Origin of the sequence: uncultured Chloroflexus sp., assembly GCF_937129525.1 — a bacterium.
In the GTDB taxonomy this organism is placed as follows: domain Bacteria; phylum Chloroflexota; class Chloroflexia; order Chloroflexales; family Chloroflexaceae; genus Chloroflexus.
Genome location: NZ_CAKZNK010000108.1, coordinates 111,289 through 123,658 on the forward strand (window position 1 = coordinate 111,289; position 12,370 = coordinate 123,658).

Below are 12,370 nucleotides of genomic sequence, written 5' to 3' on the forward strand. Positions count from 1 at the left end.
CTCCGGACACGCTCACAGATCGACTGTGCGCGGCATAATCGGCAATTCATCAACCCGCAGGCTAGGTGGCAACGTGCAAACCCAAAGCAAGGCCTGCGCCACATCATCGACGGTCATCAACCGCTTACGCAGTTCTTCGGCAGGGTTGAGCGGAGCAATATCGGCGTCTATCATGCCGGAGAAGACCGTGGTCACGAAAACATTGTAGGGACGCAGCTCTTGAGCAAGCGCCTGTGATAGGCCAGAGAGCGCAAACTTAGCCGCGCAGAAGGGCGCAATATTAGCCACGCCAATCTTGCCGACGCGCGAGCCGAGATTGACAATCGTACCGCTGCGCTGGCGCTTCATATATGGCGCCACTGCGCGCATCAGGTAGAAGACACCGTTGAGATTGACATTCATGACCGCCTGCCACTCTGCATCGGTAAACTGTTCGAGTGGCGCAATCTTTTCGACATTGCCGGCGCAATTCAGAAGAATATCGATCCGTCCCAACATCTGTACCGTAGAGTCGACCAGATATTGTACCTGCGCCGGAACAGTAATATCGGTTGGAATTGCGAAGGCATTGTGACCTTCAGCGGTAATCATACTTACCAGATGTTCAAGCCGATCTTTGCGGCGCGCAGCGACGATAACCGTCGCGCCTTCGTGCGCAAACAATCGAGCAGCCGCATAACCAACCCCACTTGAAGCTCCGGTTACAATGACAACGCGCCCTTTCAACTTCATATTGCCTTCTCCGCTGGTCGTCGGCGATCGGATCCATGAGTATTATACCTGAGGAATATCTGAAATATAGACCTTTTTGCCGATGGCACGATGGTAATGGGATGGTAGAATCGTCGCGCTACCATTGTGTTGGCGAGCCAAAATATGGTATAACGTAACAGGTAACATCACATCAGGAGAAGGGGCGCAATGTACTGGGAGGCCATCGCAGATCTGTTACACCATCCACGGGTTGTTGAGACACGCCACCATATGCATCACAGTGTACCCAAGCACGATCACCTGCTACGCTCGGTTCACTTCTCGTACTATCTCGCGCCCTTCTTCGGTGCCGATCAGGTAACATGCGCACGCGCCGCTCTTCTCCACGATCTTGACTCACGGTACGGCACGTTAACCACGCACGGCGCTATTGCCGCGCGCATTGCTGCCGAGCTGGGTGAACCCGAAGCAGTCTCTGCGGCTATTATCAGCCACATGTACCCTTTTGGGCCGCGTCCTACGACGCGCGAGGGTTGGGTATTGGCCGTTGCCGACAAGTTAGCATCGCTGGCCGACCTGGGCGCATTTGTCGGCGGTTTGTTATCGGGACGCAGTTTGCGCGTGCGACGCCAGTTGTGCCAGAGCGATCCCTTTTATGCAGCCCGCTATGCGCGGCGGCGACACCGACGACTGATTAGCGCACTCTGGCGTCGATTAGGGCGTAGCGGTCTGACCCGTCAGCGCATCCTGAGCAGTGAAACCTCACAGTAGCCGTAACTTCCACAGATTCGGTTTGTATCGGTCTGCGATTTGCTAATACGTCGGCAATGGCCCGGCTTTGTCACGCAGACCGCAACAACGCGCCCAACCCTGACTGGTTGGGCGCGCAATGCGCTGACTATGAACGTTCAACAGGCGACTCAGTAACCGGCGGTGAACGAGGCGTCTCGGCAGCCAATGTTTCAGTTGATGAGGCCGGAGCCGGATCTGCATTGGGAGACGATGCCGGGGCAGGCGAGGCAACGACTTCGGCCAGCGCTGCCGCCGGACGCAACCGGGCGGGCAAAACGCCAGCCGGAGCGGGTGGATCACTCAGGCGGCCATACAGGTAGAGGAACAGATCGCGCGCCATTGCGCTGAGCGGAGCCGAGAGGATTGCGCCCAACAACCCGAAGGCCTGCGAGCAAACCACCAGCACCACCATCAGGATGGCCGGATGAACACCGACACTCTCGCCGATGATGCGCGGGACGAGGATATGGTTTTCGAGCTGTTGAATCGCAATGTACAGAATCGTCACTGCCAGCGCCGTAGTTGGCGAGTCGGCCAGGCCAAGCAAAATCGCCGGAATTGCGCCGATAATCGGCCCGATCACCGGCACCAGTTCGGTCACGCCAGCGACGACCGCCAGCAACACCGTATACGGAATCTCCATCCCCGCCATATTGAGGGCTGTCAAACCGATCCACGCCGCCAACCCTACCGATGTACCCAGGATCAATTGACCGCGCAGATAGCCGCTGAGGTCGTGGTCGATAATCGTGATCATCGCCCAAAAGTCGGCCCGCAGCCAGGGATGGATCATCTTGTTGAGATACTCGCGTCCGGCGCGCTGATCCATCAAGACGTAGAAGAGCCAGAACGGAACCAGGAAGAAACCCAGCAAGAAGGTGACAGTATTCACAACCGAGAGAATGCTGCTGATCAGAAACTGACCGATGCCTTGCAGATAGCTGACGAAATTGGCCCGCAGTGTGCTCAAACCCTCTGACGTAGCAGAGGCAATTGCGCTCTGCACCTCGGCTTGAATCGGCGGCGGCAGACTGGCAAGCAACTGCTCATACTCATCGATCAAGCGGTTAGCCTCACGCTGGATTGTTGGAATATCGGGCAAAGCGCGGATCAGATCCGCAATCTGAGCGATCAACGGCGGCACAACAAAGGCGATTGCGCCGACTAACGCGCCAAACGTTAACACATACACCAGCAGGATCGACAGCCAACGCGGCAACCAGCGCTCAAAAAAATTGACCAGAGGGAGAAAGAGATAGGCAAGCACACCACCAAAGACAAACGGCATGATCGCCGAGCCGGCATGGCTGATCAGCCAGCCGACCAGGTAGAGCGAAGCCAGAATCAGGAGCCAGCGCGCAACACGACGAATCTGTTGGGGAGTGAAGAAACTCATGCAACCTCAATCAGGTAGGGTTACCGATCTCCTATCAGCGCTCATCGCGTGGATTCAACGTGCTGACAGTCAACATAGTTGCAATCGAATTGCCGGTATTCGTCCAGCTATAAGCCGTATCGTCGCGGAAGAAGAGCGTATCGCCGGCGGTCAAATCGTACTGCTCTTCGCCAAGGGTATAGCGCACATTTCCCGCCAGCACGTGTACCATCTGGCTGCCGCGTGATGAAAAGCCTTGCTGGCTGCTGCCGGGGTAAGCTTCGATGAGCCGCGCATCAAGGTCGCTATTGGGTGGCAAAAGGGAAAAGACCTGCACCGGCGCATCATCGAGCGAGAGGCGCACTCGATCGGCTGGACGCACCACCTGACCAACTTGCTGGTTATCTTCACCCTCGAAGAAATGGGTCATTTGCACACTGAAAAACTGCGCTAACTTGCGCAGATTTGCCACTGATATATTCACTTTATCGCGCTCGAGGCGGCTGAGAAAAGAAGGAGTCAAACCCGATCCCTCAGACACCTCTTGTAGCGTCAAACCGCGTTCTTGTCGCAGACGACCGATCTTTTGTCCGAGTGACATACGCTGTCTCAATAAAGCAAAAGCGAGCGCGCGGAAAGCTACGCGCTGCGGTAATAAATTGATAGACACAGTCTCAATCGTTTCACTTTGTCAGTTGTGATTATACGCCATTGATAGTGTCTCGTCAAGGTGTTGCACAGGCAGAAGAGGCGCGGTTTAGCTTATCCTGAAGCAGAATGACGTAAAAAATGCACAAGTTTCATTAATGTAATTGACCTAAAGGTTCATGCCGACCACACTATACCACCCGATCACGTCGGCGCAACACCCACGCGGCAATTGCCATACACCCAGCCGCGTAGATTAGCAAGACCAGCCAGCGACCGACCAGGTGTGCCGGATCGTGGTTAAACGCCGCTTCCGTTTCCAGAAAGCCGGGAGTGCAGCCGGGCGGAATACTCCCCTGATCATCGGTGTTGGGCAAATTGCACAACCGATTTAGATCAACACTGGCGCCAAGCGCATCCATCGTCCAGCGACTGATGGTCAGCCAGGAAAGCGGTGTCGCTATCCCCTCAATGGGGAAGATCAGCCCGGCGAACAGGATTTGCGGAATGAGCGCGAATGGCACCAGACTGATTGCGCGATCAGGGGTGGCTGACGCTGCGCTGATCGCCAGCCCCAATGCCATGCCTGCCCCGCCTGACAAGACGAGGGTTATAAACGTTTCCAGTAGCGGCGGCAAGAGAATGCCGGTTTCGCCAGGGAATATCACCTTGAGCAACACAATCCCGAGCAAGATGATCGTCTGCACGATGACCAGGCCACTCAGCACTACCACTTTGGAAAGCAGGTACGGCCCGATACGCAGATTGACCAACCGTTCACGCCGGTAGACAGCCTGCTCTTTGGTAATTTCGCGAGCGGCATTGATGATCCCAAACCAGACGCTGACGGTCGCCAGCATGAAGAGCACTTTCTTGGCTTCACCGCGCTGGATCAGGTCTTGCGCCTGCACGCCGGTGAGGGCATCACTGCGCGCAACGAGGATCAGTAGCACCGCGATGATAGGCGCTTGCAACAGCAAGATCAGCAGGTGCCGGCGATCTTGCCGCAGCAGGTCGAAGTAGCGCCGGGTCAGCAGAACAAATTGCCGCCACAGCGAGATGCGCTGCGTCGTTTGCGCGGCGGCGTTGCGTTGCGCCGGCGGATCAGCCGGTGTTGCGGCCAGCCGCCCCACCACATATTGTTGGTATAGCGCCGAATTGCGGTAGCGCATCTCCCACAATTCAGCCAGACTCGGCGGCGTTTGGGCCTGCGGGTTGGCAGAGCGCCAGGTTTCGTACTCGGTCTGTAAATCTTGCCGCACTACCGGATGGTCGGGATCGCCCACGCCTTCAATTTTGGTATATATGTCGGCAAAATCGCCACTGGTTACCTGAAAAAAGTTCAGCGCCTCCACTGGCGGGCCAAAGAAGACCATGCGACCGTTACCGGCCATAAAGATCACGTGATCACATTGGGTAATGTTCGCGGTCGCATGGGTCACCAGCACTACTGTCCGCCCGCTATCGGCAAGCCGGCGTAGCGTGTACATCATCTTCTTTTCGAGGCCGGGATCGAGGCCGCTCGTCGGCTCATCGAGAAAGAAGAGGCTCGGATCGGCCAGCAGCTCGGCGGCGATACTCACCCGTTTGCGCTGACCGCCAGAGAGCGCTTCGATCGGCTTGTCGCGATGTGGTGTCATCTCTACATCAGTGAGCACGCGCATGATGCGCGCCTGCACTTCTGTATCGGCAGTATCAGCCGGCAGCCGCAGACGCGCGGCATACTCGAGCGCTCGCTGCACGGGCAACACCCGATGGAGGATGTCATCCTGGGGAACATACCCCAGCACAGCGCGGTATACGGCGAAATTGCGGTAGAAGTCGTCGCCGTTGACCTGCACTTGCCCCTGTTCAGCCGGGGCATAACCGCACAATGCTTTCATCAATGTGCTTTTGCCAGTGCCAGAACCACCCACAATCGCCACAAATTCACGCGGCGCAATCGAGAGTGAGACATCGTTGAGGATGATCCGCTGGATGCGATTGCGCGTCACGACGCGCGACAGATTGCGCGCATCGATGCGCAGCGCTCCCTGCTGATCGTAGCGATCAAGGCTGCTCACATTGTAGACCAGCTTAAACGCACCGATCTGGATTACATCACCTGCCTTTAAAATCACCGGTGTTGTGACGCGCTGGCCGTTGACGAACGTGCCGTTGGTGCTGCCCATATCGCGCAATACCACACCGTCGGCAGTGCGATCGATTTGGGCATGAAAACGTGAGACCTGCGGGTTGTCGAGCACAATGTCGCAACCTACCCGCCCAATGGTAATTGCCGGGTCGGCAGGATCGAGCGGAAAACGGCTGGGCGCAGTCCGCAAGGAGGTTGCAGTGGCTACTGCGGCGTTATGGTAAGTAAGCGAGACAAAGTTGCCTGTGGCCGGATCGCCAATCCGAATCACATCACCATCGGCCAGCTCCCGCTCGCCGATCCGCTGACCGGCAAAGAGCAAACCATTGCGACTACCGACATCAATGATGCGATGCCCTTGTCCAACTGGCTCGATGCGCGCATGGCGACCACTGACAAACCGTGATAGCAGCACAATATCATTGTCAGCAGCGCGGCCAACGGTATAGGATTGGCGCCCTAACACGACATCGCGCTCAACGCCAGACTCACTGATATGCAACACTGCGCCGGCAGTAGTGATCATTGTGGTGAGGGGTTTTGCCTCTGGCGCAGGTAACTGACGACCACACGACGGGCAGAAACGCGCGTCTGAACGGGACAGTAAGGCCTGACAAAACGGGCATAGTAGCGCGCTTTCAATCGCCACAGCAGCAGCTCCTGTGCTATAATGCGGGGCGTTCCAACCGATCCGCTCTTGTGATAGCATAGATTGGCGCGACATGCAAGCCGGTTGAGCGTGGCAACAGTTTCAAAGATATCACAGGTCAGGCGGAACTGTAGAACACATCGGTTATATTCCTCGGCTACCGTCTGCTTTGCAACCGGCTATCATCCGGTGCGGCATACTTGTGCATCCAAATCGCTTTCTGGAGCGTCGTATCCTGGAGCAAGGGTTATTCAGCAATGGCAAGGACGGGCGGTGACAACGCAAGAATCAGCGCAATGCAGAAGGTGTGGCCATCCCCTGGGAGCAGGCCAAAGGGTATGTCCGAACTGCGGCGCAGTACTTGACATACATCCTGAGCGCGTGATCGTAACCGGTGAACGGCAACTGGCGCTCACCGCCGATACGATCAGTTTACGCGATTTACTGGCCATTGTTGAAGCCGGTGTCGGGTTTTGGCGCCAACAGTACGAAGACTCTAGCGGTGTTGCCCGCGAGCAAGCCGCGCAGGCGTTGCGCGAATTATCGCAAATTCTGGCTAATCTTGCCCAACAGATTGCCCAGGGACGCGAAACGGTGCGGATCTCCAGCCACCCACCTTCTCAGCGTCGCTACCCGCTCGCCTGCCCGTTCTGTGGGCGCGGCAATCGCGCAGGGGCGCGGTTTTGTGTCTCGTGCGGCGCTACGCTTCAACCGCCTCGGCAAACTCCGGCGCCGCCGCAGCCGCTCCACGCGCAAATTGCGGTGCGGAGTCACATCGGCCAGGTGCGTCAGCTCAACGAAGACACCGCCTACGCCGGCACTTTCAGTCGCGGTGATGAACCGCTCGGCGCATTGCTGCTGATCGCTGATGGGATGGGCGGCGCTGCTGCCGGTGAAGTTGCCTCACAACTGGCAGCCGGAGCAGTGAAGACGTTTTTACAGCGGGCACTCAACGAAACGCTGCCCGGCGATGATGAAAGCTGGCTTGCCCTGATCCGGGCTGCAGTGCATGCGGCGCATCAGCAGGTTGTCGCCGCAGCTCATACTGACTCTCGCCGCAGCGGGATGGGCACTACGCTGACCATCGCGCTAACCTTCGGTCGCCGGGCATATCTCGCTCACGTGGGGGATAGTCGGGCTTATCTGATTACGCCAGGGGGAACGGGCGAACCTCCCTCCTGGCAACAACTAACGACCGATCACACCATTGTCGCCCGCCTGGTTGATATTGGCCAGCTTAGCCCGGAAGCTGCTCGTTCGCATCCACAGCGTCACATCCTCTATCGCTCGCTTGGCGCCGATCAACCATTAGAGGCTGACACCCGCGCTCTGCCGCTGGCTCCTGGCGATATTCTCCTGCTCTGTTCAGATGGACTCTTTAATCACGTCGCCGATGCAGAAATGGCCAACCTGGCGGTTGCTCATCAACCGGCGCAGGCGACTGCTGAATTGATCGATCTGGCCAACCGGCGTGGCGGTCAGGATAATATTTCGGTTGTGATCGCCCGTTTTACGCATTAAACCTGCAACCTGGACGAGAGATATGCGTTGTTCTATATGTGGGGCAGAAAATCGCGCGCAAGCCCGGTGTTGCGCCATTTGTGGCCGACCTTTGCCGGGACGCCAGCCATTACCCATCAGTGAGGGATGGTTACGTTCGCTCATTACCGATACCTGTGAACAACCGGAACTCTTGCCTGCTGGCGAGGAGAAAGCTATGGAACCTAATCTGCCACTGATTGCCAACCGGTTTGCTCCCACGTACCCCCTCGCTGATCCATTGCCGGTTGGTCCGCTCGAGGTGCGCGACTTAGCGCCGTGGCAACGCTGTTGGGCATGTGGCTCTACCGCCAACGAAGCCCAAGAGTCGTACTGTATCGATTGCGGCGCAGCTCTAGAAGTGCGAAGTTATCCTGCGTTTCTTTCGCCACGCGACGCTCCACTCGGCCCGGCCTTGATTGAGCGGCTGGCCGACCCGCTCGCGCGCGCGCTGTTGCCTGATGTGATCGAAGAGTGTGATCTGAATGGAATGCGTTTGACGGTGCTGGCCGATAACGACATGCCATCCGTAACCGAACCGCTCGACGAGACAACGGCCCTCACCATTGGCGCCATTTTAGCCCAATTGCTGGTTAATCTGCACGGGATCGGGGTTTCGCTCGGTAAATACACCGTGGACGATCTCGGTATAAGCGGGCCAGGACAGGTCTGTTTGCGCCATGCTAACTACCTGCGTCTGGTAGACGATGGTGAGCGTGAGAGCGCCTTTCGCGCCGATCTCATGACCCTGGCCGAAATTCTGGAACGTTTAACCGCTATCCCACGCACGACGCAACGATTGGACGAAGCAGCCGCGCTGGCAGCCGAAGAAGCGGCTGATGGGTTGGGAACAGTATTGCGCCAGATTCGTACCGGCGAGCTGGCCGATGCTCAAGCCGTAGCCCATCGCCTGAGCAGTTTGCGCGATGAACGCACTCATCCGACGCCGCTGTTGCAACTGGCCGGTTCGTATACTGACGTGGGCCGGGTGCGGGATCACAATGAAGATAGCCTGTTTAAGATGACCATCTGCCTCGAAAACAACGGACAACGCCAGAGTTGCGGTGTGTACATCGTGGCTGACGGCATGGGAGGTCACGCTGCCGGTGAGGTTGCCAGCGGGATGGCTGTGCGCGCGGCAGCGCGGTTGATTATGGACGAATACCTGCAACAAATTATAGCGGGGCCACGTCTGTATCACGAAACCGACATGCGCGCGCTGATCCGGAAGGCTGTGCTGGCCGCCCACGAAGCCATTCAGCGCGAGAGTCGAGCCCAGAGCAACGATATGGGTTCTACTATGACGATGGCACTGGTTGTCGGCGATCGGGCAGTGATCGCTAATGTAGGCGATAGCCGCACCTATTTGTTTCGCGATGGTCAACTGCGCCGGATCAGCAAAGACCATTCACTGGTGATGCGCCTGGTTGAACTTGGTCATCTGCGCGAGGAAGACATCTACACTCATCCGCAGCGGAATGCGGTGTTGCGCTCGCTCGGCGATCGAGCCGAACCAGAAGTCGATCTCTTCAGTTTACGCTTAAAGGCTGGTGATGCCCTGCTGCTCTGTTCTGATGGTCAGTGGGAGATGACACGCGACCCGGTGATGGCGCGAATTATTGCCGAAGAACCCGATCCACAACGCGCCAGCGCAGCGCTCGTTGCAGCGGCAAATCAGGCGGGCGGGGAAGACAATATCGCTGTAGTTCTGGTGAGACTAACGATATGAAATGTTCTCAATGCGGCGCAACAATCCACCAGGAAGTGCTCTTCTGTCCTGAATGCGGCGCGCGCATCCGCAGCAGCGATCAACTGGCTGCCACGTCAGCGCCCTTGCAGGTGCTTCAGGGTCGATATGAATTGCGTCGTCGCCTTGGCGCCGGTGGCATGGGATCGGTCTACCTGGCCACCGACCGGCGACTGGCAACCGTACAGTGGGCGGTGAAGGAGATGAGCGACGCTACGATCACCTCACCGCTTGAGCGCCAGCAAGCGCAGGAGGCATTTCGACAAGAGGCTGAATTGCTGGCCAGGCTGAGTCACCCTTACCTGCCGCGCGTCACCGACCACTTTGAAGAGAACGGGCGCAACTATCTGGTTATGGAATTTGTGCCCGGCGAAAACCTGCGCGATTATGTCAATCGAGTTGGATTGCCACGCCCTCTACACGAAGTCTTGCGCTGGACGGCGCAGATCTGCGAGGTGCTGGCCTACCTCCATGCGCAGCAACCGCCGATCATTTTCCGTGATTTGAAGCCGACCAATGTGATGATTACGCCTGAGGGCACCATCAAACTGGTCGATTTCGGGATTGCTCGCCTGTTCAAACCGGGCAAAGAACGTGACACGCAGGCGTTCGGCACGCCCGGCTACAGCGCGCCAGAGCAATATGGTCGCGGACAAACCGACCCGCGTTCTGACATCTACAGTCTCGGTGTGCTGATGCACCATCTGCTCACCGGCCATGATCCCAGCTCCACCCCCTTCCGCCTGCCGCCGGTTCATCTGCTCAATCCTTCGATTCCGCCTTACATTGCGGCAGCAATCACGCGCGCAACTGACAACGATCCGGCGCGTCGCTTCGCTAGCGTCATCGAGCTGCAACAGGCACTCTTTGGCAGCAGTAATCTGGTAAACCGAACCGTCGATCCGGCTCCGGTTGCCCGAGTCAATGTCAGTATGACATCGCCGACAGCAGCGCCCGCCAGCACCGGAATGGCTACTGCCAGTCGCTGGATTGGGATCATTAGCAGTGGCCTTATGACGCTGGCAATCGCGCTTGTCGCTCTCGACCCAATCATTGGCGGCGAAGATGTTGTAGCCGGTTTTGGAGTCGTGATAGCATTAGGCGTCATATTGATAGCTCTGATCGGTGGGGTGTTGAGCGTCATTGCGCTGGTCAGTCCAAATACCGGTCAAACGCTCCATGGTCGCCGCGATGCCGCCATTGGCTTTGCCGCCAGCGCGGGAGCATACCTGCTCTGTTGTGTGCTGGCGCTGATTGTCGCGCAGATAAACGGATGAAGCTGAGTTCTCACAGCAAGGACATCAAGTATGTCTGATTTTGTCACATTAACCTGCCGATGGGGACGAATGCCAGTACCGGCCAGCGCTTCACCACAAGTGGGCTATCTGCTGGTTGAAGCCGTGGCACAGGCTTCCCCAACAACAGCGATGCCGCTCAACCTCTGTTTTGTGCTTGACCGCTCAGGTTCTATGCAAGGCGCAAAACTTGAGAGTCTGAAAGCGGCTACCCGCAAGGTGATCGAATTGCTGCGTCCTCAGGATGTGGCGGCGATTGTCATTTTCGACGACACGGTGCAGACCCTGGTTCCGGCGACGCCGGTTGGCGATCGGTCGGCGTTACTGGCGGCAGTTGACAGCATCACTGAAGCCGGTGGCACAGCTATGTCACTGGGAATGAAGGCCGGTCAAGTCGAGCTGCAAAAGTATCTCGGCCCTGATCGGATCAGTCGTATGCTGCTGTTGACCGACGGTCAAACCTGGGGTGATGAACCACTCTGCCGTGATCTGGCGCGCGAACTCGGTCAGGCAGGCGCGCGCATCACCGCGCTAGGGTTGGGTGTTGAATGGAATGAACAACTGCTTGACGACATTGCCGCCGCCAGTGATGGCTACTCGGATTACATCGCCGATCCGGCGCAAATTACCACCTTCTTCCAGCAAGCTGTGCAAACCGCGCAGGCAACCGTTGCGACCGATGCGCGCCTGTTGCTACGCTTTGTGCGTGACGTTACGCCGCGCGCCGTCTACCGGGTCAAGCCGGTCATTGCCAATCTTGGTTATCAGCCTATCGGCGAGACAGCCGTCGCCACGCGACTGGGCGATCTGGTAGGTGGCGAACCGACGGCGATCTTGCTCGATGTGATGCTACCACCGCGCGCGAGCGGTCGCTTTCGGATCGCGCAGGCTGAATTGCACCTGACCCCGGTTGGTCAATCGACGGAAATGGTGATCAAGCAAGATGTGCTGCTCGAAGTAGCCGATCAGGTCGGGCCAGAGAGTTTTGTTCCCGGCGTGATGAATCTGGTCGAGCGCGTGACTGCATTCAAGCTGCAAACCCGTGCCCTCAGCGAAGCGGCTAGCGGTAATGTGGCCGGCGCGACGCAAAAATTGCGCGCGGCTGCCACCCGCTTGCTCGATCTGGGGGAACTAGAGCTGGCTGAAAAGACCAATCAACAAGCGACAGCGCTTGAGCAGGGCCGGCAACTCTCTCCAGAAGCGCAGAAGGAACTACGATACGCCACGCGACGGTTGACCCAACGGCTCGAAGATGAGTGATGATGTTTGGTTCTTGCGATTTGAAGTAGAAAGCGTGAGTTCAATCAATCAGAGAGCGTACTCGCGCAATCGCCGCTTGAGAGCGATTGCTTGCCAATACGGGGAACGACTATGATCATCTGCCCTTCTTGTGGCGCGCAAAATGACTCTACCAACCGTTTCTGTGACCAATGCGGGACGCGCCTGACCGGCGCGGCGACCAGCCCTGCGGTACCTG

General features: G+C 57.6%; 10 protein-coding genes. 6 read left to right on the forward strand and 4 right to left on the reverse strand.

Annotation, left to right across the window (positions count from 1 at the left end; translation table 11 throughout):
• Positions 1–12 precede the first annotated feature (12 nt).
• Positions 13–732, reverse strand: coding sequence for an SDR family oxidoreductase (locus Q0650_RS14065; RefSeq protein ID WP_298820010.1), 720 nt, complete (start codon positions 730–732; stop codon positions 13–15).
• Between the two features lie 189 nt (positions 733–921).
• On the opposite strand from Q0650_RS14065, the gene Q0650_RS14070 reads away from it, so the two are divergent.
• Entirely contained in the window at positions 922–1,485 is a 564-nt protein-coding gene (locus tag Q0650_RS14070; protein ID WP_298820012.1) for an HD domain-containing protein, read from the forward strand.
• A gap of 127 nt (positions 1,486–1,612) precedes the next feature.
• Here Q0650_RS14070 and Q0650_RS14075 read toward each other — a convergent pair whose 3' ends face one another.
• The 3 genes from Q0650_RS14075 to Q0650_RS14085 all read right to left on the reverse strand — a co-directional run bounded on the left by Q0650_RS14075 (position 1,613) and on the right by Q0650_RS14085 (position 6,189).
• Entirely contained in the window at positions 1,613–2,902 is a 1,290-nt protein-coding gene (locus Q0650_RS14075; protein WP_298820014.1) for an AI-2E family transporter, read from the reverse strand.
• Between the two features lie 34 nt (positions 2,903–2,936).
• Entirely contained in the window at positions 2,937–3,482 is a 546-nt protein-coding gene (locus Q0650_RS14080) for a helix-turn-helix domain-containing protein (protein WP_298820017.1), read from the reverse strand.
• 238 nt (positions 3,483–3,720) lie between these two features.
• Positions 3,721–6,189 (reverse strand): FHA domain-containing protein, encoded by a 2,469-nt coding sequence (locus Q0650_RS14085; RefSeq protein ID WP_367280822.1) that lies wholly within the window; start codon positions 6,187–6,189, stop codon positions 3,721–3,723.
• 504 nt (positions 6,190–6,693) lie between these two features.
• Here Q0650_RS14085 and Q0650_RS14090 point away from each other — a divergent pair.
• The 5 genes from Q0650_RS14090 to Q0650_RS14110 form a co-directional block, all read left to right on the forward strand.
• On the forward strand, positions 6,694–7,833 hold the full coding sequence (locus Q0650_RS14090) for a PP2C family serine/threonine-protein phosphatase (protein WP_298820019.1): 1,140 nt from the start codon (positions 6,694–6,696) through the stop codon (positions 7,831–7,833).
• A gap of 196 nt (positions 7,834–8,029) precedes the next feature.
• A complete protein-coding gene (locus tag Q0650_RS14095; RefSeq protein WP_298820020.1) occupies positions 8,030–9,580 on the forward strand; it encodes a PP2C family serine/threonine-protein phosphatase in 1,551 nt (516 codons plus the stop codon).
• Entirely contained in the window at positions 9,577–10,875 is a 1,299-nt protein-coding gene (locus Q0650_RS14100) for a serine/threonine-protein kinase (RefSeq protein WP_298820021.1), read from the forward strand. The genes Q0650_RS14095 and Q0650_RS14100 overlap by 4 nt, the downstream gene beginning before the upstream one ends.
• Before the next feature lie 30 nt (positions 10,876–10,905).
• A complete protein-coding gene (locus Q0650_RS14105) occupies positions 10,906–12,153 on the forward strand; it encodes a VWA domain-containing protein (RefSeq protein WP_298820022.1) in 1,248 nt (415 codons plus the stop codon).
• A gap of 111 nt (positions 12,154–12,264) precedes the next feature.
• The coding region (locus Q0650_RS14110; RefSeq protein WP_298820024.1) for a zinc-ribbon domain-containing protein at positions 12,265–12,370 on the forward strand (106 nt) is incomplete at its 3' end.